This is a genomic window from Pseudoxanthomonas sp. PXM04 (genome assembly GCF_014851695.1).
Classification (GTDB): Bacteria; Pseudomonadota; Gammaproteobacteria; order Xanthomonadales; family Xanthomonadaceae; genus Pseudoxanthomonas_A; species Pseudoxanthomonas_A beigongshangi.
This window is the reverse complement of sequence record NZ_JACVAG010000005.1, coordinates 312,901-336,974: the sequence shown is the minus strand read 5'-3', so window position 1 is coordinate 336,974 and position 24,074 is coordinate 312,901. Positions and strand designations below refer to the sequence as shown.

General features: G+C 62.0%; 22 protein-coding genes and 1 tRNA gene. 14 read left to right on the top strand and 9 right to left on the bottom strand.

The genetic code is table 11. From position 1 onward, the window contains the following. Nucleotides 1-4: 4 nt before the first annotated feature. The 3 genes from flgK (at nucleotide 5) to IB228_RS14380 (ending at nucleotide 4,018) form a co-directional block, all read left to right on the top strand. Entirely contained in the window at nucleotides 5-1,885 is a 1,881-nt protein-coding gene (flgK, locus tag IB228_RS14390; RefSeq protein ID WP_192198980.1) for a flagellar hook-associated protein FlgK, read from the top strand. Then, complete coding sequence (gene flgL / locus IB228_RS14385; RefSeq protein WP_192198979.1) at nucleotides 1,882-3,084, top strand: flagellar hook-associated protein FlgL; 1,203 nt, start codon at nucleotides 1,882-1,884, stop codon at nucleotides 3,082-3,084. The genes flgK and flgL overlap by 4 nt, the downstream gene beginning before the upstream one ends. Nucleotides 3,085-3,763: 679 nt before the next feature. Next, nucleotides 3,764-4,018, top strand: coding sequence for a hypothetical protein (locus tag IB228_RS14380; protein ID WP_192198978.1), 255 nt, complete (start codon nucleotides 3,764-3,766; stop codon nucleotides 4,016-4,018). A 174-nt stretch (nucleotides 4,019-4,192) separates the two neighbouring features. On the opposite strand, the gene IB228_RS14375 is transcribed toward IB228_RS14380, so the two are convergent. From IB228_RS14375 to IB228_RS14355, 5 genes are all read right to left on the bottom strand, one after another. Beyond that, nucleotides 4,193-4,534: a hypothetical protein gene (locus IB228_RS14375; protein WP_192198977.1), complete on the bottom strand. Its 342-nt coding sequence runs from the start codon at nucleotides 4,532-4,534 to the stop codon at nucleotides 4,193-4,195. 330 nt (nucleotides 4,535-4,864) lie between these two features. Next, nucleotides 4,865-5,398 (bottom strand): hypothetical protein, encoded by a 534-nt coding sequence (locus IB228_RS14370; RefSeq protein ID WP_183637068.1) that lies wholly within the window; start codon nucleotides 5,396-5,398, stop codon nucleotides 4,865-4,867. 426 nt (nucleotides 5,399-5,824) lie between these two features. Beyond that, nucleotides 5,825-6,943, bottom strand: a complete 1,119-nt coding sequence (locus IB228_RS14365) for an HDOD domain-containing protein (RefSeq protein WP_225562461.1) — start codon at nucleotides 6,941-6,943, stop codon at nucleotides 5,825-5,827. 174 nt (nucleotides 6,944-7,117) lie between these two features. Further along, nucleotides 7,118-7,987 carry a ribonuclease H-like domain-containing protein gene (locus tag IB228_RS14360; protein WP_192198976.1) on the bottom strand — a complete coding sequence of 290 codons (870 nt, stop codon included), beginning with the start codon at nucleotides 7,985-7,987 and terminating at the stop codon, nucleotides 7,118-7,120. Next, on the bottom strand, nucleotides 7,984-10,398 hold the full coding sequence (locus IB228_RS14355; RefSeq protein ID WP_192198975.1) for a DEAD/DEAH box helicase: 2,415 nt from the start codon (nucleotides 10,396-10,398) through the stop codon (nucleotides 7,984-7,986). The genes IB228_RS14360 and IB228_RS14355 overlap by 4 nt, the downstream gene beginning before the upstream one ends. 312 nt (nucleotides 10,399-10,710) lie before the next feature. Here IB228_RS14355 and IB228_RS14350 point away from each other — a divergent pair, with 312 nt between their 5' ends. From IB228_RS14350 to IB228_RS14300, 11 genes are all read left to right on the top strand, one after another. After that, nucleotides 10,711-11,883, top strand: a complete 1,173-nt coding sequence (locus IB228_RS14350) for an integrase family protein (protein WP_192198974.1) — start codon at nucleotides 10,711-10,713, stop codon at nucleotides 11,881-11,883. 29 nt (nucleotides 11,884-11,912) lie between these two features. Then, the gene (locus tag IB228_RS14345; protein WP_192198973.1) at nucleotides 11,913-12,308 is read left to right on the top strand and encodes a hypothetical protein; all 396 of its coding nucleotides are present in this window, start codon (nucleotides 11,913-11,915) and stop codon (nucleotides 12,306-12,308) included. A gap of 92 nt (nucleotides 12,309-12,400) precedes the next feature. Beyond that, nucleotides 12,401-12,679 carry a hypothetical protein gene (locus tag IB228_RS14340; protein ID WP_192198972.1) on the top strand — a complete coding sequence of 93 codons (279 nt, stop codon included), beginning with the start codon at nucleotides 12,401-12,403 and terminating at the stop codon, nucleotides 12,677-12,679. Nucleotides 12,680-12,681: 2 nt separating this feature from the next. After that, nucleotides 12,682-12,960, top strand: a complete 279-nt coding sequence (locus IB228_RS14335) for a hypothetical protein (RefSeq protein WP_192198971.1) — start codon at nucleotides 12,682-12,684, stop codon at nucleotides 12,958-12,960. 1 nt (nucleotide 12,961) lies between these two features. Continuing rightward, entirely contained in the window at nucleotides 12,962-13,219 is a 258-nt protein-coding gene (locus IB228_RS14330) for a hypothetical protein (RefSeq protein ID WP_192198970.1), read from the top strand. Beyond that, the gene (locus tag IB228_RS14325) at nucleotides 13,206-13,472 is read left to right on the top strand and encodes a hypothetical protein (RefSeq protein WP_192198969.1); all 267 of its coding nucleotides are present in this window, start codon (nucleotides 13,206-13,208) and stop codon (nucleotides 13,470-13,472) included. Before IB228_RS14330 ends, IB228_RS14325 begins: the two co-directional genes overlap by 14 nt. A 64-nt stretch (nucleotides 13,473-13,536) precedes the next feature. Continuing rightward, nucleotides 13,537-15,147 carry a primase-helicase family protein gene (locus IB228_RS14320; RefSeq protein ID WP_192198968.1) on the top strand — a complete coding sequence of 537 codons (1,611 nt, stop codon included), beginning with the start codon at nucleotides 13,537-13,539 and terminating at the stop codon, nucleotides 15,145-15,147. A gap of 387 nt (nucleotides 15,148-15,534) precedes the next feature. Then, the gene (locus tag IB228_RS14315) at nucleotides 15,535-16,782 is read left to right on the top strand and encodes a phage major capsid protein (RefSeq protein WP_192198967.1); all 1,248 of its coding nucleotides are present in this window, start codon (nucleotides 15,535-15,537) and stop codon (nucleotides 16,780-16,782) included. Nucleotides 16,783-16,837: 55 nt separating this feature from the next. Beyond that, nucleotides 16,838-17,359 carry an HK97 family phage prohead protease gene (locus IB228_RS14310; RefSeq protein ID WP_192198966.1) on the top strand — a complete coding sequence of 174 codons (522 nt, stop codon included), beginning with the start codon at nucleotides 16,838-16,840 and terminating at the stop codon, nucleotides 17,357-17,359. Further along, the gene (locus IB228_RS14305) at nucleotides 17,356-18,513 is read left to right on the top strand and encodes a phage portal protein (protein ID WP_192198965.1); all 1,158 of its coding nucleotides are present in this window, start codon (nucleotides 17,356-17,358) and stop codon (nucleotides 18,511-18,513) included. Before IB228_RS14310 ends, IB228_RS14305 begins: the two co-directional genes overlap by 4 nt. Nucleotides 18,514-18,597: 84 nt before the next feature. Further along, nucleotides 18,598-19,035: a terminase small subunit gene (locus IB228_RS14300; protein WP_192198964.1), complete on the top strand. Its 438-nt coding sequence runs from the start codon at nucleotides 18,598-18,600 to the stop codon at nucleotides 19,033-19,035. 364 nt (nucleotides 19,036-19,399) lie between these two features. Here the strand turns inward: IB228_RS14300 and IB228_RS14295 are convergent, their stop codons facing one another. The 4 genes from IB228_RS14295 to IB228_RS14280 form a co-directional block, all read right to left on the bottom strand. Then, nucleotides 19,400-21,292 (bottom strand): AAA family ATPase, encoded by a 1,893-nt coding sequence (locus IB228_RS14295; RefSeq protein WP_192198963.1) that lies wholly within the window; start codon nucleotides 21,290-21,292, stop codon nucleotides 19,400-19,402. 188 nt (nucleotides 21,293-21,480) lie between these two features. Continuing rightward, nucleotides 21,481-21,555 (bottom strand) — tRNA-Val (locus tag IB228_RS14290). Between the two features lie 98 nt (nucleotides 21,556-21,653). Continuing rightward, complete coding sequence (locus IB228_RS14285) at nucleotides 21,654-21,998, bottom strand: RidA family protein (protein WP_141452518.1); 345 nt, start codon at nucleotides 21,996-21,998, stop codon at nucleotides 21,654-21,656. A gap of 97 nt (nucleotides 21,999-22,095) precedes the next feature. After that, nucleotides 22,096-23,949, bottom strand: coding sequence for a GGDEF domain-containing protein (locus IB228_RS14280; protein ID WP_192198962.1), 1,854 nt, complete (start codon nucleotides 23,947-23,949; stop codon nucleotides 22,096-22,098). Nucleotides 23,950-24,074 lie beyond the last annotated feature (125 nt).

The window sequence follows — 24,074 nt, the reverse complement described above, 5'->3', positions numbered from 1 at the left end:
GTCCATGTCCAACCTCCTCGCCACCGGTTCCAGCGCCCTGCTCGCCTTCCAGCGGGCGCTGTCCACGGTCAGCCACAACGTCGCCAACCTCAACACGCCGGGTTACTCGCGCCAGCGCACCGAGTTCGCCGCGCGCAACGGCACCTTCCACGGCTACGGCTACCAGGGCGGCGGCGTGCAGATCGTCGACGTCCATCGCATGGCCGATTCGCTGGCCACCGCGCGCCTGCTCGACAGCACCGGCGAACTGAACCGCCTGCAGCAGATGTCGGTGCTGTCCAACCGCCTGGACAGCCTGTTCTCGGAAAAGGCCACCGGCATCGCCGCGCCGTGGTCGGGCTTCTTCGATTCGATCAGCGCGCTCTCCTCCAGCGCCGCCGGCGCGGCCGATCGACAGAGCGTGCTGTCCCAGGCCAACGCGCTGGTCACCCGCTTCAACCAGATCGATCAGCAACTGGACAAGGTGGATGGCGAGGTCAACAGCGGCCTGACCTCCGCCGTGGGTGAAGTGAACCGGCTGGCCAAGGAAATCGCCCAGCTCAACGGTCGCATCGGCAACGGCGCCAATGCCTCGGGCGATCTGCTGGATCGTCGCGATCAACTGATCAGCCAGCTGATCGGCTACACCGGCGGCACCGCCGTGCAGCAGGACGGCGGCCAGATCAACGTGTTCACCGCCGGTGGCCAGCCGATGGTGGTTGGCGCCACCGCCAGTTCGCTGGTGACCGTGGCCGATCCCTACCGGCCCGAGCGCCTGCAGGTGGCGCTGGAAACCAACGGCCAGCGGGTCACCCTGGACAAGCGCGCGCTCGGCGGCCAGATCGGCGGCCTGATGGAATTCCGCACCACCGTGCTGGATCCGGCCATCGCCGAACTCGGCCGCATCGCCATGTCGCTGGCCGAGACCTTCAACGAAGGCCATCGCGCCGGCATGGATCAATACGGCCAGATGGGCGGGGATTTCTTCACCGCGCCGCAGCCGCAGATCTCGTCGCACTCGGGCAACACCGGCAACGCCGTGCTGCAACCGTCGCTGGGCGATCTGGGCGCGCTCAACGGCAAGAACGTGATGCTGCGCTTCGACGGCGGCAACTGGGTCGCCACCGATCCCGACACCGGCACCGCCATCCCGGTCACCGGGACCGGCACCGCCGTCGATCCGCTGGTGGTCAACGGCGTGGAACTGGTGTTGTCCAGCGGCACGCCCGCCGCCAACGATCGCTTCCTGCTGCAACCCACCGCGGGCGCGGCCGGCACGATCAAGCTCGCCATCAGCGATCCCAGCCGGATCGCCGCCGCCAGCCCGGTCAAGGCCAAGGCCGATCTGGCCAACACCGGCACCGGCAAGCTGGGCGCGGTCACCATCACCAACCCGGCGGATCCGAACCTGCTGGCACCGTCGGTGATCGAATTCATCGACGCCAACCAGTACACCATCGACGGCGCCGGCCCGTTCACCTACACGCCCGGCCAGGCCATCACCCACAACGGCTGGAGCGTCACCCTCGACGGTGCACCCGCCGCCGGGGACGCCTTCAACCTCGGCCCCACCGGCGCCAACTCCAGCGACAACGGCAACGCCAAGCTGCTGTCCAACCTGGACGACGCGCGCAAACTCAACGGCGGCACCCTTACCCTCAACGGCGCCATCTCCGGCCTGACCACCACGGTTGGCTCGGCCGCGCGCCAGGCCGACTACTCGGCCGAGGCGCAGCAGGTGCTGCAGGATCAGGCGCAGGCCGCGCGCGATGCCATTTCCGGCGTCAACCTGGATGAGGAAGCGGCGGATCTGATGCGCCTGCAGCAGGCCTACCAGGCCGCGGCGCAGATCATCTCCACCGCAGACACCCTGTTCCAGTCCCTGCTGAGCGCGACCCGCCGATGAACAACCGCATCTCCACCGGCCTGATGTACCAGCAGTCGATCACCACGATGCTGGCCAAGCAGGCCAAGCTGGCCCACACCCAGCAGCAGCTCGCCTCCGGGCAGAAGCTGATCAGCGCCAAGGACGATCCGGTCGCCGCCGGCAATGCCGTTGGCCTGGATCGCACCCTGGCCGAACTGGAACGCTTCGCCGCCAACGCCAGCACCCTGCAGAACCGCCTGGGCCTGCAGGAAAACGCGCTCAAGCTGGTTGGCGACGCGATGGCGCGCGTGCACGAACTGACCGTGCAGGCCAACAACGCCGCGCTCGGCGACGACAGCCGCAAAGCGATCAGCGCCGAACTCAAATCCATCCATGACGGCCTGCTGGATCTGGCCAACAGCACCGACGGCACCGGCCGCTACCTGTTCGGCGGCACCGCCGACGGCAGCGCCCCGTTCGCGCTGGCAGCCGGCGGCGTCATCTACAGCGGCGACCAGACCCAGCGCCAGGTCGAGGTCGCGCCGGACACCTTCGTCTCCGACACCCTGCCCGGCAGCGAAATCTTCCTGCGCCTGCGCACCGGCACCGGCCGCATCGACGGCGCCGCCGCCGGTGCCAACACCGGCACCGGCCTGCTGATGGATCTCAGCGTCACCGATTCCAGCGCCTACGACGGCGGCCAGTACAGCATCCGCTTCACCAGCCCGACCACCTACGAGGTCTACGGTGCAGGCCCCATCCCGATTTCCACCGGCACCTACACCAAGGGCCAGAGCATCGCCTTCGCCGGCGTGCAGGTGAAGATCGACGGCCAGCCCGACACTGGCGATGCATTCAACATCGGTCCCTCCGCCACCCGCGACGTATTCGCGACCATCCAGAACCTGATCGGCGCGCTGGAAACCAATCCCACCACCGACGCCCAGCGCGCCGCCATGCAGAACCAGTTGCAGGCCGCCATGCGCGACGTCGCCAGCGCCCAGGGCCACATGATCGACGCCCGCGCCAGTGGCGGCGCCCAGCTGATGGCCATCGACAGCGCCGCCGAACTGCGCGACGCCAACGCCGTCACCCTCAAGGGCACCCTCTCCAGCCTGCGCGACCTCGACTGGGCCGAGGCCATCGGCCGCTACAACCTGGAAAACACCGCCCTCCAGGCTGCGCAGAGCGTGTTCATGCAGATGCAGCAGTTGTCGCTGTTCAAGATGATGGGGTGAGGGGCGGGATTCGGGATTCGGGATTCGGGATTCGGGATTCGGGAGTCGGGAGTCGGGAGTCGGGAGTCGGGAGTCGGGAGTCGGGAGTCGGAAGTCGGAAGTCGGAAGTCGGAAGTCGGAAGTCGGAAGTCGGAAGTCGGAAGTCGGAAGTCGGAAGTCGACCAGAGCTTCGCCCAGCGACACGATCGTCGCAGGGAAGGCTACCGTGACGCACGCAGTCCACGCGTTCTTCAAGATAACCAACATCCCAGCAAAAACGACTACCTCTGCCTCCCCCTTTGAAAAAGGGGGACTGAGGGGGATTTGCTCCTGGCGCCGACCACCACCACTCGCCACTTCGCCAAACACAACAGACGCCCGTCGTCACGCGAATAAAAAAGTGAGCCCAGAAACACTGAAGCAAAAACGCTCAAAGTTAGTCGACACCGCCCAACCACATCGGCAGACTCCTGCATCAGGAGTTCAGACCTCCCCACGTAGCGGTACTACCCCTGTTATCCGGCGGCTCTTTTCTTCATCACCGGATAGCAACCGGCGACCTCGTTTCAATGCCGGGAGGTGGGTGAATGCAAGACCCGTATGGGAAATAGCCCAGCCGACTACGTGCGGTATCTGACCTCCCGGCACCCGGCCGCACTCACGCGCGCCGGGATTCTTCAACGAAGAAATGGAGGTCCCCATGACCAATGTTCGAATGGTCTATCTGTTGGAAGAACAAACCCAGCTGAATCTCATCCAGCTGCGTGACCACCTCAAACTGCTGTCCCTGCTCATCAGTCCCCGCTTCCGCCAGGACGAGCACCACAGCCTGCCCATCCCGCTGCAACCCCTGAGTGACTGCTTCGCCGGCCTCGCCCACGACGCCAGCCACATCCTCGACCAGCTCCGCTGGCACGCCGGCAAACCCAACGTCGAACCGGCCAACGACGCGTAACAAAAACACGGGCTGCTAGCGCCCGCGTTCTATGGATGAATACTGCTTTATATGCGGAAAATCCAGCCGATAGAACCTGCCATAGCTGCTATTAGCTATTTACCTATTTTCAGGAAGATAAAATTCACCCTTCCTTCAAATCATCCATCACACGAAGAAAAAACCTTAGAAATGTCATGGAGTCAAAAAATTTTCCTTATAACCCTGCACCGGAAGTTGATCTCGTCGCCCATCCTTGCTTACCAGCACAAGTGATTTACTCTCCTTTTCATTCGGAAGTTCCACCTCCGCCAGGTCCGAGTACTTAACTTTGACTACTCGCTCTCCATCCCGCCACGCAACTCCGGCTTCAAAAAAACCGACAACCCCTCCATCTTCACCAGGGTTCTTATACCCACCCAATGGAATACCCATCCCATCTCCATGAATTTTAAAAAGCTCAGCATCCTGCGACCAATCTTTGCGAAAATTCTCCATTGGAAACAGAATTCGATAAGCTCTAACGGCAACCTTCATCACTCACCTCACCGGAACAGTTATTACATCTGTCGCGCCATTCGTTGTTAAACCATAGCGCGACTGAATAGTATTATGGAGTCTAGGCTCCGCGATGACCCCTTAATTCTTAGCGTTGTCGCGCCATTCGCCTTAGCCGTATTGATCATGTTCCCAACAATTTTCAGGGGGTTCGAAATTTTCCCCTTAATCATGTCGACTCGGATAGTTGCGACACCATCTTTTAACGCAAAAGTTCCACGAAGCTTTGTATAGAGCCCTTGAGGCCAAGATCTGCAACTCGCAACTCTCTACTAAAATTCGCCGCATTCCTTAATACGAGCCCTCCTCTTACGCCTCCGGCAAATCCGCCACCACCGCGAGACAATCCACCTGCCAGTTGTCCTGGGTGACCACCGGGAATGAGATGGGCTGTCCCAGCGAATCGGTCATCACGGGAGCGGACGTATTCTGCGTGGAACGCTTGAGGAAAGTCTGTCGCTGACCATCCTCCGTCACCATCTCGACGCCTGCCCAGACCGATCCGTTGAAACCGAAGCCCGGCGATGCCACGGGTCGCCCGAAAAAGGTGCAACGCTTGTGTCGGTTGGGATCCGACGATGAGATCACCATCCAGCGGTCACCCGGTTGGCCCGGATCCCCGGTCATCAGATTGGCGCTGACCACGGTTTCAATACGCGGGATTGAAAGCACCCAGTCGCCCATCATGTAGGGCTGCAGTCGGGATTCGCTCTCGGCCATGCTGGCAAGTTGCCTGACAAGCGTGATGGTCGGCCCCGTTCCTTCCAGCAAAACATCCGTCTGGCTGAAGGTCAGATCTCCGGTGTAGAGATTCAGGCGCTCCCCGAACGGAGTATCGCCCACCGGCTGGATGGTTTCATAAACCTGCGCAGGTACTCGTCCCCCACCGGGACTTCCTGCGCCCTCACGCCTCCCATCACAGAACAAACCACAAGCAACGCGATCCAGCGTGACCTCGGTTCCATGTCTTCTCCTGGGTACTACTCCAGCGGCGGCCTGCACCCTTTCGATGGACGCAGCTCAGTACATTGCGGCGATTCCATTGGCGCCTCCGGCCGTCATTCCCTCAGTCGGAACAAGAACGCCTCGCGAGAAGCGTTCCACTGGATAAATAACGGGGATTATCGAAGCAGTCAAGCTGTCCCGCGATGCTGACCAGCAACGGGTTCCTTTGATCTGCTCCGTCATAACTGCGGACAAGCATCCCGTCCACAGTGACGCAGTGAGAGTATGGATGAGCGATGCTTCACCAGGGAGCGAGGCCCCTGCTTAAGCCGCGCTAGCTACCCGATCAAACAGGCTATCCGCCATCTCCCGCCAGCCGGCGAGTTGATGCAGCACGCCCAGCGACTTGAGGTAGTCCTCGTCCACTTGCTCGTTGCTGGCGAGCGCGCCGGCGACGTGCACGGCGCCGGGGACCCAGAAGCTGCGCAGGCTGGAGCGCTGCGGTTGGCGGTGGAAGGCGACGGCTTCAACGATGGGCATGGGCAGGCCCCACAGGCCGAGCAGGTAGGCGCCGGCTTCGGTGTGGCCGGGACGTTCGTCGCCTTCGGCGGCGACGGGTTCGCGTTCGTCACGCACGCCGGGCAACAGCAGGCCGACGTCGGCGAGCAGTGCGGCGGTGGCGCCGAGTTCGGCGCTGGTTTTCGGCAGGATGCGCGCGGCCAGGCGCGAGGCGATCAGGGCGCGCTGTTGCAGGGCCAGGCGATCGACGTTGCTGCCGGTCTTGATCGAGAACACTTCGCTGGCCAGCACCAGATCACGCAGGGTCGCCAGCCCCAGCCTTGTGACCGCCGCGCGCAGATCGGTGATCGCGCGGCCGTTGGAGAAATAGGCCGAGTTGCACAACTGCAGCACCTTGGCGGCGATGGCCGGATCGCCGGAGACGATGCGAGCGATGTCGTTGCTGTCGCCGTCGTCCTCTTCCAGTGCGCGGGTCAGCGCGAAGTACAGGTGCGGCGGCGACGGCAGGTGCTCGACCCGGCCGATGACGCGGCGCAGGCGCGGGCTGTCCAGCAGGTCGCGCAGTTCTTCCAGGCTGTGGATGGCTTCCAGCACGGTCTCGGAAGACAGTGGCAGCGGCAGGAAGCGATGGGCGACGCCAATCAGTTTGATGGGTGGAGAAACGCCGGCTTCGGTGTTTTCCAGCAGCGCGATGCGGATGGTTTCCGGACGCAGGGTGCGAATCTGGCCGAGCAGCGTGGCCGGTGGCAAGTCGGGCAGGCCCGGGCCGACGATCAACACGTCAATCGGGGAATTGGCGACCGCGAACATGGCGGCGTTGCCGTCGGCAACGAACTCGACCTTCCATTCGTCGCCCATGTCGCCGATGTAGTCGGTCAGATCATCGGGCAAACAGGCGGTGTCGCCCACATACAGGATCCGCAAGGCACTTCCCCTTCAAACCATTGTCCAGTGGCGCATCCGAACCCTGGATACACGCCCGCGCGAAAATCTACCGATTTTTCGGCCGCGCGATGACATTCCTGAAGGGCTGTCACGCGATATTGCGCAGCCCTTCACACAACCGCCGTGGAAAGGCGGCGTCGAAACCGGAATTCGTCAAATTTTTGGCGCGATTCCGGGCAGCGAACGCCCTTCCACCGGCCCGGCGGAAGACAAGTGCGCGAGCAGGCGGGCCAGCGTGACGACGTCCTGAAAGTTGTGTGCGGCCACCCGATGCAGCAGTTCGGACGAGCCGCCACGCAGATAACCCAACCAGGCCGCGGGCGCTTCCGAACCTGGCAGGTCATCCTCGCGCACGATCTCCAGTGCGCGCCGCTCGATGGTGGCGAGGCGGCAGTTTTCCCAGACGCCACGATAGCGCCGGCGTGTGGGATACAGCAGGTCCAGGTGGGCCAATCCTTCCAGCGGATTGCGACGACGCGCCAACCGGTAGCGGGTGATCAGCAGGGGCGCGTCGTAGCAGCGCCCGTTGTAGCTGACCAACCGCATGTCCGGCCGCAGCCAGCCCGCGAAGGTATCCAGCATGGCGCGCTCGGCGGCCAGGTGCGCGATCAGCAACTGTCGCACCCGCAGCCCTTCGGGAACGAAATCCGAGGCGCCGATCATGAAGGCGCGGGTGCCGGTGCCACCCGCCAGTCCGGTGGTCTCGGTATCGAAGAAAAGAAGCTGCGAGGCGGAAAGAAGATCCTCGCGCGCGAACGCGCCGTCGAACGACTCGGGTATCGCCGGCCACGGCAATATCCGCTCGATCAGATGCAGGCCATCGGCGATCTCCTCGCCCGGCAGGATGCGCTGGTGCGCGGCGGCGCGCGAGGGCGGTGCCGAACGCGTGCGCACACCAAGCATCCGCCGCAACGAAGTGGCCATGTCGGTAGCCGGCGCGCGGACCGCAGGTGGCGATGCGACGGGTGTGGGATGCCCGGCCTGCTGGCGCAGCCGGCGCAAGTGCTCCAGCGCGGTACTCATGCGACCGCCAGCAGTTCCAGCACGCGTCGCGCCAGCACCTTGGGGGTGACTTCCGCAGTCTCGTCGGCAGCCAGGATGGGACCGACGCAGGCCGGGCAACCGGCACGGCAGCCACAGCCATCCACCAGTTCGCTCGCACGCCGTACCAGTTCGGCCTGCCGGCGCCACAGCGGTTCGCTCAGGCCGATGCCGCCAGGGTAGTTGTCGTACAGGTACAGCGTGGGCACGAAGCGGTCACCTTCCAGCGGCGACAGCAATTGCCCTTCGCCGCCGCGCAGTTGTCCCCTGCCCTGCGCATCCGGCACCGCGAACCAGGCGCCGTCGCCATCGCCCACCGCCTTCTGCAGATCCCGGCCTTCGGCCATTACCGCCACGGTGGCGGCGATGTGCAGCGCGTTGGCCGCGCCGAGGAAACCATCCAGCGCCTCCTGCCGCGAGGCGAAGCCCGCATGCAGGGTCTCCGGCGGCAGCTGCCACCACAGGCTGGTGGTGTGCATTTCCTGATCCGGCAGGTTGACCGGGCCGTAGCCGATGTTCTCGTGGGTGTAGTAGCGGATCTTCTTGTAGCCGGCCACGCGCCGGACCACGTGCACTTCGCCGTGATGGCAGGTGCCCTGCCCCGCGCGGCAGCCGTCGAAACGCTCCAGCACCTTCAGCTTGGTGTATTCGATGGCGTCGGTGTAGTAGTCGACGTGGGTGCGGGTGACGTAGGCCTTGCGGCCTTCCCAGTCCAGCCGCTCGACCTGGTAGGGCGTGGACTGGATCATGTGGATGGCGCCTTCGTAGAGGGTCAGCGGCGCGGCGCTGAAATCCACTTCCGCGATGATGGTCTGGCGGCCGTCGGTGCGGTCCACCACCACGAAGTTGCCGTCCGCCACCGCGCGCAGGCTGACCGCGTTGGCCGGATAGCTGTCGGCGATCCATTCGTAGCGATCGCCCTCGCGATGGATCACGCTGTCCTCGCTCAGCAGTTCCAGGAATGGCGCCGGGTCCACCGGACCGAAATGCTCGCCCGCCAGAAACGGCAGTTCGAACGCCGCGCAGCGGATGTGATCGAGCAGGATCATTGGCTGGTCGGCGGCGATACGCGCGTGTTCGGGCGGGCTGTCGGCGAAGAAGTCCGGATGCCGCACCACGTACTGGTCCAGCGGCTGCGAGCTGGCCACCAGCACGCCCAGCGAAGGCTGCTGGCGCCGGCCGGCGCGGCCAAAGCGCTGCCATGTGGCGGAAATCGAGCCGGGATAGCCGTTCAGCACCACCGCGTCCAGGCTGCCGATGTCCACGCCCAGTTCCAGCGCCGAGGTGGAGACGATGCCGTCGATGCGGCCGTCGCGCATGTCGCGCTCGGCCTGGCGGCGCTCGGTCGGCAGGTAGCCACCGCGATAGGCGCGGATCCGCGCGGGCTTGCGCGGGTCGTGGTCGAACACGTCCTTGAGGTACTTGGTCAGCACCTCGACCATGGTCCGCGACTGGGCGAACACCAGCGTCTTCAACCCCGCCTTGATCGCCAGCCGGGCGATGCGGTTGCTCTGCGAACGCGCGGATGCGCGCAGGCCCAGATCCGGATTGACCACTGGCGGATTCCACAGCAGCACATGCTTGTCGCCGCTGGGCGCGCCGGACTCGGTGATGGCGTGGACGTCGGCTTCCAGCAGCGCCTCGGCGTGCGCCTTGGGATTGCCGATGGTGGCCGAGCACAGGATGAACTGCGGCGAGGCGCCGTAGAACGCGCACACCCGACGCAGGCGGCGCAGCACGTTGGCCACGTGCGAACCGAATACGCCACGGTAGGTATGGACTTCGTCGATCACCACGTAGCGCAGGTTCTCGAAGAACTGCGCCCACTTGGTGTGGTGCGGCAGGATCGCCTGGTGCAGCATGTCAGGATTGCTGACCACGATGTCGCCATGCAGGCGGATGGCCTGGCGCGCGTCGCCCGGCGTATCGCCGTCGAAGGTGAAGGCCTTGATGCCCAACTCGCCGGCGGCGTTGAGTTCCAGCAGTTCGCTGACCTGATCCTGCGCCAGCGCCTTGGTCGGAAACAGGTACAGCGCCTTGGCGCTGCCGCCCATCACCGCCGACGCCACCGGCAGCGTGTAGCAAAGCGATTTGCCCGAGGCGGTGGGCGTGGCGATGACCAGATGTTCGCCCACCGCGGCGTGTGCCCAGGCTTCGGCCTGATGCGAATAGAGCCGCTCGACCCCGCGCTGGCGCAGCGCGCGCGCCAGCGCCGGCGGCAGGGTTTCCGGCAATGGGGCGTAGCGCCCCTCGCGCCCGGGCACGGTCAACTGGCCGGTCACTCGATCCGGATACTTGGCCGCCAACCGCTCGGACAGGCGACTGCCGTCGGCGGTACCGGCCGGCAGCAGATCACGATGGGAACGGGCGATTTGCCGGGCGGGTACGGACATGGGCGGCCTCCAGAAAGGTCGCCATCACAAACCACCGCCGTCGCAGGATTTGAGATTGACGCCTGGGGCGCTCCCTCCTGCACGTCCCGACCGGACGCGAAAAAGCAAAGGCCCGGCTTGCGCCGGGCCTTTGCGTACAACTGGTGGGCGGTACAAGGTTCGAACTTGTGACCCCTGCCGTGTGAAGGTTGTAAAGGCGAAATAAAAATCAGATACTTACATTTAAGTGACTGATTTTATAGGCATGTGACGTTTTGCGACGTGTCGCACTTTCCTGTATTTTGCAGGACGGTTGCAGGACGGAGACTACCTTTGCCTAAGGTCACGCGGGAATCGCTCACAGAGAAAAGCGTCAAAGACGCGAAGGCCACCGGCAAGCTGTATCGGCTGCGTGACGCCAAAGTGCCGGGGCTGCTGCTGCGTGTAAACGCAACGGGCGCGAAAACATGGGCCATCACTTGGGGGCGTGGACAAGAGCGAATCATCGGCACGTTCCCGGTGATGACGTTGGACATGGCGCGCACTCAGGCGCTGTCCCAACTGGCGACCGCTGCCGAACATGGCACCCCTACCCCAAAGACCACCACGGACACCGTAGCGGACGCCTGCCGTGACTATGTGGCCGCGCTGCTGAAGGACGGCCGGACCTCCACGGCCGGCGATGCGGAGCGCCGGTTTGAGCGCACCGTGTATTCCGACCGTATAGGTAAGGTACGACTAGCCAAGCTGACACAAGACGACGTAGAGGACTGGCGCGACCGGGTGGAACGTGGCGACCTGGCCGACCTCCCCACCCGCAAGGGCCGACCGCCGACCGCTAAACCTCTCAGCAAGGCGAGCGTCAACCGTATGCGGACCGTGCTGGTTGCAGCCCTCAATCGGGCGGTGGAGCGCCGGAAGGTGTCACCTGACCGCATGATTGAGTGGGCCAACGTGAAGCCCTATGAAAAGGTCGGCACCCGGCGTGAACTCTACCTAGACCGGGAACAACGCCGCGCCCTACTCGCCAACGCTGGCGACGATATCCGCAACGTCATGGAGTGCATCGCCCTGACCGGGTGCCGCCCCGGCGACCCTGCGGCGGTGCTGCGGCGTGACTATGACGCCCTGCACGCAGCCGTGACGTTTCGCACCAAGGGCCACACCCGGACCGTGCCTCTCTCCCCTGCGGCTAAGGCCCTCTTTGATCGGCTGTCCAAGGGAAAGCTGCCGGCAGCGCACTTGTTCACCAATGGCGGCACCGAGTGGCAACACTACGATTGGGCCGATCAGGTGCGGAAGGCCGCGACCGCTGCCAACATGCCGGATGGCGTGGTGTTGTACACCCTGCGGCACTGCTGGATCACTGACGCCATTGTTGGGGGCATGGACTTGCTGACCGTCGCCAAGCTGGCGGGCACGTCGCTAGCGATGATTGAGAAGCACTACGGGCACCTGGTGCACGGCGCAGCCCGCGAGAAGCTGGCAAAGGTTGAGTTCCTATGATGCTACGTAGGCCCACAAACGAGCAGCTATTGGCCGACGTAAAGCGACGGCTAGAACAAGGCTACGCGGTAGCAACTGCGGAGCGTGCCAAGTCTCTCGCCAGCCGTGAATCGGACCCTGCTTTTCTTCGCGGACTGGTGGATGCACTAGCCGACGCGATCATTGATCCGAAGTCCCGGAAGCCCGGACGACCGAAAAAGAACGCAGATCGTTCGGCACAACCTAACGTGATTGACCTGGACGCACTGCCAGTTCAAACAAGAAAAGAAAAATTTGAGTGGGTTCAGAACTGGATTAGAGAAGGCGCGATTTGCGAGAAGATATTCGAAACAAACAGGAAGCGCGGCACACCTATCGCCACGCTCTGTGAACTGCACCGCATAGGCACCGACACGTACTACAAGTGGTACCCGGCAGATTCCTGATAACTCCGGATTTATCAGGAATAGCGCAAAGGAAAAAGAAACTACTGTGAACTCACGACGCGTCGCGCCGACCCGTCACGAGGACACAGAGAATGACGAACAAACTAATGTTTAGCCGGCTGGAACTGCCGGCCATCACCGGACAGTCGCTAAGCAACGTTGACCGCGCCATAGCGTGCGGCGACCTGGAAACGGTTGTTGTCGGCCGCAAACGCTTCGCGACGCCGACAGCCGCTCAGAAATGGTTGACCTTCCTGGCATCCGAAAGCAATGCCGGCCGGCCCGTGCGCTACATGGCGCGCAACCTCGATGACCGCCGCACGCCTGAGCGTGCCAAGGCCGAACGCGCGCGCCAGCGCCGGAGGGCCTAATCATGACCGCCAAAATCTTTCCTCCGCGCATCGCGGAGTTCGTAGCGGAGCATTGGCCGTCCGACAGCCACCGCCGCATGTTCATCCTGGGCCAAGTGCTGACGAAGCTCAGCGCGATGTTTCAGCTTGCCCACAATGAGCCGGTGCCCGACGAAGCTACTGCGGCCTGCATCCTTCTAGTGGAAGGGATGGAATCAGGCGATGAGGCCGATTACCGCAGTTGCGACGAACTGGCAATGAAGCTCTATGAGCAGTGGCTTGCACGTCGGGAGTTGAACTGACATGCAAATCCACGAGCGAATCCGCACAGTGTTTCCGCACGCCCCGGCTTCTGAGATTGACCGCTGGATTGCTGGTGGCCGTGACTACGCCGCTAAGCTTGACCGGCTTCCTGCACAAGAGCGCGAGGCGGTCTGCCAGCTTTTTGCCTGCTATGGCTTGACGACCGAAGATCACTACCGCCGCGCGATGCGCAGGGCCATCGACGTGACCATCCGGGCGTTCTATCCGGCTGCGGGGGTGGAACATGCCGACGCCTGACCCCCGCGTCATTGACGACTTGTGCAAGACACATCGTCATGTAAGCCGCGATGACATCATCGCTTGCTGGCATAACGCATCACTGCATTGGTTCGACGTACCGCCTGAAATGCTGGCGGATGAGCCTGGCGAACTGAGGGCTGCACGCGCGCTGTTTGTGCACTCTCAGCTAGAGCGCAACCGCGATGAGGCATCCTGGTATTCGTTCTGCATGTGGCTGCTGGTTCAGCCTTACAGCAAACAGCGCACCTAACTGCCGCATCACCCGCGCACACCTTGGCAAGGGAAACTCTCACGCGGACCAATGGCAGGATCACATGACAGATTCAACCAATGGCGGATCACTGGTAACAGTGGTGGACGCGCCGCGCCTTTCGGATGAGATTTACGAAAGGCTAAACGAAATACTGGACTGGGTATCCGCAGCGGCCGACGACCGGGAACTGCACAACAGCGTCATCCCTTGCATCCAGAGCTCCGGCATGCCTGGCGCGCTGCAAGAGCGCATCGTCAAGGCTGTCTACAAGAAACTGAAATTCTGCGACGCGGAGGTGCCTATCGGTAAGCTGCGCGCGCTGTTGTTCCCGCCCGCGCTGCCGCGCACCGATGGCGAACTCCCGGAATGGGCCACGCCGTTCTGCTGGGTCACCTCGCAAGACGCGTTCTTCAACACGTCGAACAATGAGTATATGAGCCTTCGCAGCTTCGATGTCGCGTTTGGCCGGCGCATGCCCATTGGCGAGTCTGGCCGGCGACTCAGCGCAGCCGAGAAAGCCACGCAGTTCTGGAACATGCCTATTGTGGAACGTGTCGGCTATCGGCCGGACTGCCCCGCGTTTTATACGTGGGACGGCGTGAGGTTCGCCAACTCCTATAGCCCGTCATCGCTGCCGCCAATTACACCACCAACGCCTAAAGGCTGCGCGGGCATCGAAGCCTTCAAATTTCTTTTGTACGACATGTGCGGCCGGCGCGATGACGTGTACCTCAATCTTCTGTGCTGGATGGCGCACAACGTGCAACGCCCTGGCGTGAAAATTCGGTGGTCGCCGATCCTAAAGGGTATCCACGGCGACGGGAAAACCCTAGCCGCTGCGGTGCTGCGCGCCGCGATGGGCTATCGCAATCTCTCCACTACGTCGAACTCAAATATTGCCAACAGCGGCGGGTTCACCGATTGGGCTGTGCGCGGTGCGGTCAACATCATTGAAGAAATCATGCTGACTGGAAAGGCACGACACCAGCTCTACAACGCAATGAAGGAATTCGTAAGCAATAACATCGTTGACGTGAACCCAAAAGGTGCCAAGCCATATCAGGCTTGGAACTGCACGAATCACTGGGCCAACACCAATCACAACAACGCCCTGCCCTTGGAACCAACCGACCGCCGCTGGTTCGTGATCTTCACGCCGTGGGCAGACCTCGCGGGAATGCTCGACTACTGCGGCCTGGATGCTGCTAGTTGGAAGGCACGCACTGACGCTATCGACTACGCAAAGAATCACTGCGCGGGCGAGCTACGCGCGTGGTTCCTGGGCATCGACATCCCCGTGGACTTCGACGTGAACGGCTCAGCGCCGATGACGCCTGAGAAGCGCCGGATGATGGCGAGCAGCGAGGATGAGGCTGAGAGTGTCGCCAAGTCGATCATTGAGGCTGGTGCCCACGGCGTGACCGCGCGCGTGTTCTCTAGCTCCCACCTTAGCCGACTGCTGGAAGGCAGAGCGCGCTTTGACAGCTTTGAAATGCCCAAGGGCCGCTCGCTGCACCAGATGTTCACGCGGCTTGGCTTCAGCAAGCTGGAGAGAGACGTGAAGTGGAACGGCGTGGCTTGCACGGTGTGGCTGCGTAACGGCGTTGAACTCAGCAACGACGACATACGGTCGGAGTTGTCGAACTCCGACCCGAACTCCGACCCGACCTAAGTCATTGAATCTATTTTCTTTGCCTCATCAAAGGTCGGAGGTCGGAGATAAACCAAAGTAGTAGTAGAGAGGGAATATAGGTTTGAGGTTTGAGGTACGCGTTATACATGCACGTTTTGGCTATAGGCCGAATAGAACGAACTCCGACTCCGACCTCCGACCTCCGTACCCATGCCCGTGGACACCGACGAACATACGTGGTGATCCGACGTGACACGTTTGCCCCTAATTTGCTCGGCCCTCAGTTTGCGCACTTTGCCGCTTCGCGGCGTCAACCAATCGTGTCGCCACGAATCGCAAGCCGTCGCATGACCGCTTGCTTTACATCCACCCGCAACCGCATTGAATAGCGAACCGGGATATCCCAAACAACTCCCGGAGCAAGTTATGACCCTGCAAGAAATCCGGCAGCGTAAGGCTGCCAAGGTGGCCGAACAGCGCGCGCTGCTCGCCAAGGCCCAAACCGAGAACCGCAACCTCAACACCGATGAGGCCGCGAAGTTCGACGCACTGAAGGCAGAAGTCACCGAACTGGAAGCGGCCGAAGCCCGCCAGCAGTTCGTTGACGATGCCGAGCGCCGCTCCACTGGCGTGACCGTCATCGCCGGCAACGGTGGTGACACCATCGGCGCGCTGGAATCCCGCGTGTCCCTCATGCGCGTCCTCCAGGCTGGCGTGGAACAGCGCGCGCTGACCGGTGCGGAACTGGAATACACACAGGAAACCGAACGCCGCACCGGCCGCAAGGCGCAGGGCACGTTCGTGCCGATGTCCGCGTTGGAACGTCGCGTCAACACCACCGGCAGCGCGCCGGAACTGGTGCCGACCGATCACCGTGCGGACCTCTACATCCAGCCGCTGCGCAACCGCCTGCTGGCGCGTCGCCTGGGCGTGCGCGTACTGTCCGGCTTGCATGGCAACGTCAGCATCCCGAAGCACGGCACGGGCGTGTCTGTTGGCTGGGTTGCCGAGAACGGCGCTGTGCCCGAGTCGGACGTGAACCCCTCCAACATCACGCTGACACCGAAGCATGCCGGTGGCCTCACCGAACTGTCCCGCCAGCTCATTATGCAATCCAGCCCCGACGTGGAACAGCTGGTGCGCGATGACTTCGCGGCGGTGCTGGCGCAGGCCATCGACTCGGCGCTCATCAAGGGCGGTGGCACCAATGAGCCGACCGGCGTGCTTTCCACCGTGGGCATCCAGACCGCCAACCTCGCGACGCTCAATTGGGCGAACGTGCTGGCGATGAAGGCCAAGGCAGAACTGGCGAACGTGGACGCGTCGTCCTGGCTGTTCAATCCCAGCGTCGCGGCCAAGTTCGCCGGCACGGAGAAGTCCACCGGCACGGGCATCTACCTGCTGGGCGACGACGGCCGCATGGCGGGCATCCAGTCCTACAGCACGAATCAGGTGCCGAACAACGCCACGCCCGATCCTGATACCGGCATTGCCATCCTGGGTGATTGGAGCCAAGTGATTCTTGGCCTGTGGTCCGAGATTGACATTCTCGTCAATCCTTACGCCCAGCCGGCTTATGGCCGTGGCGGCGTGCTGGTCCGCGCCATGTCCACCGTGGACGTGGGCGTGCGCCATCCGCAAGCGTTCGTTGTCGCTTCCGACATCGTGCTGTAACCGCCAGCCCTGCACAGCCCGTCCCAGCGGCGGGCTGTGTCTATGGAGACACCCCATGACCATCGAGAAACGCGCCACGGCCGGTGTGACCGCCCACGGCCGCAAGCTGACGGGCTATATCGCCAAGTTCGACAGCCCCACCACGATTGGCGACTTCACCGAAGTAATCCGGCGCGGGGCCTTCGCGGCCTCCCTGGCGTCCGGCGCGGACATTCTGGCTCTCTCGGACCACGATACCAGCCGCGTATTGGGCCGCACTCGTAGCGGCACGCTCACGCTGTCGGAGGATGACACGGGCCTGGCGTTCTCCTTGGAACTGCCCGACACGCAGGCCGGGCGTGACCTAGCCGCACTGGCGCAGCGTGGTGACCTGGGCGGCTGTTCCTTCGCCTTCAACGTACCGGCCGGCGGTGACCATTGGAACGGCAACACGCGCGAACTGCGCAACGTGGTGCTGGATGAGGTGTCCATCGTCCAGAGCCGGCCGGCCTACGGGGCCACCGAAGTCCATCTGCGCAGCCTGCAACCGCAAAACCAGTTGTCGCTACTGCGCTACTGGCTGGAGACTGTCAAATGAAGATTCTGGACATGCTGCGTGGCCGCACCGAGCGCCGCGCCGAAGACCCTTCCTGGAACGCACTGGTAAACGGTGGCAACAACACCACGGCCGGCTCATATGTTGACGCCAAATCGGCTGAGTCCATTTCTGCCGTGTTTGCATGCGTGCAGGCCCTGAGCGAGTCCACGGCCTGCCTGCCGTTGCACACCTACCGCCGCAACGAGGACGGGAGCCGGGAACGCGCGGACGGTCATTGGCTGTCCCGAGTCCTGGAACGCCCGAACGACTATCAGTCGGGCATGGAGCTCCGCGAGTGCATGACAGCTAGCGTGCTATTGAACGGCAACGGATACGCTCGCAAGGAGTTCAACGGTGCGGGGGAAGTGACCGCCTTGCACCCGATGCATCCGGGTCGCATGTCCATCGTGAAGCTGGACAGTGGCCGCTATCGCTATGACTACACCGACGACCAAGGCCGGCCCGTGCGTCTGCTGGCCGATGAAGTGCTGCATCTACGCGACCGCACCGAGCCAGGTTCGATTGTCGGAAAGAGTCGCGTGACCATCGCCCGTGAATCGTTGGGCCTGGCGCTGTCCCTGCGCACACATGGCGCGGCCAGCTTTGGGCGCGGTGCGCGGCCGGCGTCCGTTCTCTATAACGACGGCAAACAAGACCTCAACAGCGAACAGTTGACCGCCATTCGCGGCGTGATGGATAGCTACTCCTCGCCTGCCAATGCCGGCAAGACGCTTGTCATGGGCGTGCGCGGCTTGAAACTGGAGAACATCGGCCTCTCCAATGAAGACGCACAGTGGCTGGAGGCCATGAACTTCAGCGTGACCGAAGTCTGCCGCATGTTCCGCGTTCCGCCCATTCTTGTTCAGACTCTGGAACAGGCTAGCTACAACAATGTGGAAAGCCTGGGCGAGCAGTTCGTCAAGTTCAGCCTGACACGTTGGCTCAACCTGTGGGAGTCGGCCATCTCCCATCAAATGCTCGGCCCCATTGCTCGCCAACGGTTCTACGCCGAACACGCAGTGGACGCACTGCTGCGTGGTACCGCTGGGGAGCGTGCCGAGTTCTACGCCAAGGCGCTCAATAACGAACCGTGGATGGACGTGGACGAGGTGCGGCGATTGGAGAACCTACCGCCACGCCCGAACGCCAGTTGACGGGAAATCACTGGAATCTAGGTGACACCTAGACCGCGCCTTCCCTCATGCAGAGATTAAAAACCCCTTGAAGGCTGAACAAACATGACCGAACTGACCAAAAAGCAAGAAGCATTCGTGGCCCACAAGGCAGCGGGATGCACGAACAAGGATGCCGCCCTGGCCGCAGGTTACGCGCCTGGCAGCGCGGCGCAGGCCGGTGACCGCCTGGCGAAGCATCCGGCTGTGCGCAAGGCGCTCAATGCCGCCCGCCCCGCAAAAGAGGGCGTGGATACCTATGTGATGAAGCGCGGCGACTACGCGGACAGCAAAGCGTTCCTGCAAGACGCCATGAACAATGCGCAATTGCCCATCGGCCTGCGCATGGATGCCGCCAAGGCGCTGCTGCCTTACGAACACGCCAGGATGGGCGAGAAAGGCAAGAAAGAAATGGCAAAGGACAACGCCCGCGAAATCGCGCGTGGCCGCAACAAATTCGCTACCAAATCGCCGCCGACATTGACGGTGGTGCGTAGCGACTAGTGCACGGTGTCACCAGGCGGTTTAGGTGTGAGTGCCGCTCTCCTGAAAAACCGCACCAGCAGAGGCGACCTGAGAAGTCGCGAAACTGCATCAAGCCCAACGTGGTCGTGACCAAGTTGGGCAAAGGCCCCGGTAGCGCGCCAAGGTGCTACCGGGGCCTTTTTTATGCCAGCACTTCGTACCGCCAATGTGTAATGTCATCGTACGCGAGCGGCACCGGGACTATGAATCCCTGCTTTGGATCACTGGGAAACTCAATGTATTTTCCGGCAAAAATGTCGCCGTGCCGAGTTTTCACAAGGACCGACGACGCATGCATCGGGAGGTGCTCATTCACATCCGTCCATTCAACGACACTCATAGCTCAAGCCTTCATAGTTGCATTGATTAGGCCATTCAGTTTAGAGAAGTTCTCAATCGTTTCGTCGCTGAATGTCCTCCCCTGATGAGTCCTCAAAAGTGTTTCAGCGACTTCACCGTGGTCATATGCCTTTCCGATCTTGGCTTCGATTCGCTTGACAACTCTATCGCCCGGCCCGAGGTCGGCCGGCTTTAGCTTTGCCTTGAAGGTATCATTGTAAAGACTCAAGTAGTCTTCTACAGAGAACAGGTCTTCGATGTCGGAGTTCTTTTGCCCCGTCACTTCGTTCGCAAGAATCAGCCTGGTTCCAGTAATCAGCTTCTTCTCGATCATGCCCGTGACACGCTGCATGCCTTGGGTATCAGAATCGGCCAGAACGGTGATATCAAGATGCGGGCCAACCAAGCTCACAAATGTTGGGATGTTAGTTGCGCCGCCGCTGGGAAGAATGCGCCAGCGTGAATCTAGCGCGACCTTTTTCTTCTGACTGGCAACCTGACTCATGATAGTCAGGTAGATGAAATCAGACGTCCCTTCAACGACGAGGTTGTTGGGGCCGATGAACAAGCTCTGTGCGATGTCATAACCCAGCGCGGCCTGCAAAGGGAACAAGCTATCAGGATCGTTAGCTAGCGCATCCTCTGAAATAACGGAACCCTCAGGCGGGCCCCGGTCCTCGACAATTCGCACGCGCTCAAGGTGCCCCATTTCGACCATGAAGGGCGAATGCGTCGTATAGATGACTGGGGAAGCGAGAGCAAGTCGCTCATTGATAAAACGAAGAAAGTCCGCCTGCGCACGGCCGTGCAACGCCAAGGCGGGCTCATCAAGAAGTACAACCGTTGACTCCTTGTTCTCAAACTCGCTGAAGGCAGCCAAGAAGGAAAAAAACCACTGGAAGCCGGACGACCTCTGGCTAAAATTGTTTGAGTACCCTGTGCGTCGGTCCCTCAATCGAATGTCTAGGAACCTTGCTGCCACGCGCGTACCGTTGTGCTGTGGTATCTCTTCCTTATCCACGTCAATGCTGACTTCCAGATCAGGATTCTGCTTCCAGTAGTCGAATACTTGATTTGTCAGGTCAATCGACACGGCTTCCATTTCACCGCGACGCTGCTCATAGTCGTCCGCGCTGAGTTGCTTTGCTGTCGTCCCCGCCAACGCGATTAGCGCGCGTGCGGTTTGCATTGCGCTGTTGCCCGGTTCTTCATCGGCCGCAGTCACTTCGCGCAAGTCAATTCGGCCCGGGAGCGTGTTATATCCCGTGAACCTGAAGAATGTTGGAAGCTTTTCGCCAATCACACCATAGACAAGATCGAAAGCGGATGCCGTCAGAAGATTGTGTTTGGTGACGAGTTGTTTAGCCGCTTTAATCTCGCCACCATCAACATCTTCATGAGCGGCAGCGTCGATTCCGTTGATCGCTTCAGCCAACGCCTTAAGCGTCGATACTTTTCCGACGATCTTCTGAACGTCCTTCGATAGCTGCCCTCTAAGATGCGCGGCTATGGCACCCTCATCGGCACTCAAATACCAAAGCTGTTTACCGCTGTATGAGCGTGTGACCCTGAAAGAGTCATATTTGAAAATTTTGCTGCCGAGCGCTTCTTCAAGTTCCGCAATTTCATCAGCGTCTAGCGCGAACTCGGCGCTAATGAACTCAACTTCGGACAGGTCACCAGAACGCCTGTCCTTGGCGAGTAGCCAGCGCGGATATTGTTTCTCAAGATCAGGTTTGACCTTGTACGCAGGATTCAGCAGATACAGAGCTTCAAGCGCGCCTGACTTTCCGGCCTCATTCTTGCCTACAAGGCACGTGACCGACTCGGATACTTTCACTTGGCCGGAATCGACAATGTTCCGGAATTTCCTGACATGAAATGACTTGAATTGCATCGCCCCCTCCCTTCCTTGAGCCCAGCCCCAAGCGTATCCGCTCCAATCTAGTTTGAGCAGTACACAGTTCTGCTTATATCGGGCGAAGAACTGGGCCTTTTGCAGGACTCTTGCAGGACGAAAACACAAAGGCCACCCTTTTGAGGTGGCCTTTGTGTCAAAAAACCCCTAAAAATCAGGGGCTTATATGGTGGGCGGTACAAGGTTCGAACTTGTGACCCCTGCCGTGTGAAAGCAGTGCTCTACCGCTGAGCTAACCGCCCGAATCTCGGGCCGCGTATGTTAATCGGGCCTGCGGGATAGGTCAAACATTTTTGCCCGCCGACCCGCAAAGGCCCGCCACGCGGGCCATTCCGACGGCTCAGACCGCGGCGGTCACCAGCACCTCGATGCGCCACTCGGCATTGGCCAGGCGGGCCTGGACCGTTGCGCGCGGGGGGGTGTGGCCGGGCACCACCCACTCGTCCCAGGCCTGGTTCATGCCCTCGAAATCGAGCATGTCCTTCAGGAAGATTTCCACCCGCAGCAACTTGCTCTTGTCGGTCCCGGCCTGCGCGAGCAGCGCGTCGACGGCGGCCAGTACCTGCCGGGTCTGGCCGCGGATGTCCTGGCTGGCGTCGTCGGCGATCTGGCCGGCCAGGTAGACCACGCCGTTGTGGATGGCCATTTCCGACATGCGGGGGCCGACATCGAATCGCTGGATCATGGGGAAAGCTCCTTCATTCATCGGCACTGGCTGTGCCGCCGATGAAGCTTAACGCAGGCGCGGTTCACCTGGAGTCGCAAGGTGCGACGATGTCTTTTCAGCTTTCCTGTTCCTGCGTTTCCCGGCGTGCTGTCTCGCCGCTCGCCGGTACCGTCCGCCGTTCGGGCAACGAATAGCCACCTTCGTAGGCGCTGACCTGATTGCGACCGTCATGCTTTGACCGATACAGCATGCGGTCGGCGAGCGAAAACAACCTCGCGAGTTGATAGCCGGCCAACGCGGTGGTGGTGACGCCGAAGCTGGCGGTGACGAGGAAACGATGGCCCGTGCCCGAAGTATCGATGCGGGTGACGCGCTGGCGGCAATCCTCCGCCGCCTCGACCGCTTGCGCCAGGCTCATGCCAGGCAACAGCAGGGCGAATTCCTCCCCGCCCAGCCGGCCAACCACGGCATTGCGGTAATCCAGACCGCGGCAAAGCTCGGCCACCCGCACCAGCACCTGATCGCCGGCGGCGTGGCCGTAGCGATCATTGATCGTCTTGAAATGGTCGAGATCGAACATGACCAGCGCGACTTCCTGCTCGTTCCTCGCGCACTGGGCCAAAAGGCGTTCGGACTGGATGCTGAAATGGCTGCGGTTGCCGATGCCGGTCAGCGCGTCGGTCTGCGCCAGCCGCTTGAACATCATCTGGGTGCGCTTGGTGCGATATGCCCAGTAGCCGATGCTGGCCAGGAGCATGGTCAACAGCACCACCACCAGGCGGGTGTTCTGGACCGACTTGCTCTCCAGCTTGCGTTGCAGTTGCAGCAACTGGTTCTGGCTGCCAAGTCGCTGGATCTGCTCCGACTTTTCGAAGGTTTCCTGGCGGACAATCTGGTAGGCCAGCTCGCGCGCCTTGATCTCGTTGAGATAGGCCTTGTCGGCTTCCGCGTAGCGACGGTAATAGACCAGCGCGGTTTCCGTATCGCGCCTGCGCTCGGCGATCCGGTACATCGTGCGGTAGGCGCCGACCAGCGATTGGGTACTCGTGCCGACCGCTCCGCTGAGCGCAATCGCCTCGGAAGCATAGGTTTCCGACGCCTGCAAATCGCCACGCTCGAACAGCAGGTCGGCGAGCGTCGCCTTGACCAGCACGGCCAGATATGGATACCGGAACGACTCGACCTCCGCCATGTGCGAACGCAACAGCGCGATGGCCTCGGGGCGCTTGCGCTCCGCGGCCATCGTTTTCGCCAGGATCACGCGCATATGGTTGGCGAGCAGCCGCTCTCCGCCTTGCGTGCACTGCTCGATCGCTTCTTGCAGCGAGTCCATCCTGTCCGGAGACAGCGTCGCCAGGTTGAGCATCGCGTCGTACTTGAGATACTCGGCGAAGCAATGGGCACGGGCATCCGGCTGGCTGGCAAGGATGCGCTCGGCATACTGCATGCCCAGGCTGTACTGCCCAATCTCGTTGTGCAGATAGGAGGCTTCCACCAGGGCATGGATGCGCAACTGCGGGTCACGCACTTGATCCAGTTGCGGTAGCAGGCGACCAAGCTGCCGCAGGCTCTCCGCGAATCGCCGGCTCTTGGTGTAAAGATTCACCAGCAGTGCGCCGGCCCGGAAGCGGGTATCACTGTCGGTCGAAGACGCCATCAGCTTCTGCAACCGTGGAATCGCCGCTTCGTACTTGCCGGAAAAGGCAATCCCGTACGCCTCGAGATACGCCAATTGATCCTGTTGGAGACCTCGCAACTCCTGCCGCCTGCCCTGCAGCTGGCTGACGAGTTCGGCGAATCGCACGGGATCCCCACTGCGGATCGACTCGGCCTGCGCCAACAGTTCCGTCACTTCGGGCTTCGGCGTACCCGCGGCCACACTCGTCGATGCCAGCAGGGCCAGGCACAGGTAGCACGCCCGGAGGTAGCCCACGGCCCGGCGGCCCATCCCCGTGTCCAGGGTAGCCATCACCTGCCCATACCGCGTGAGTGCAGACGAACCCAACCGCATTGAATCTGTACTTCCCCCATTTTTTGGAGGCCCGCGCCGACCGGCCTGCCTGCGCACGATCTTATCGCATCGGTTCCCACTCG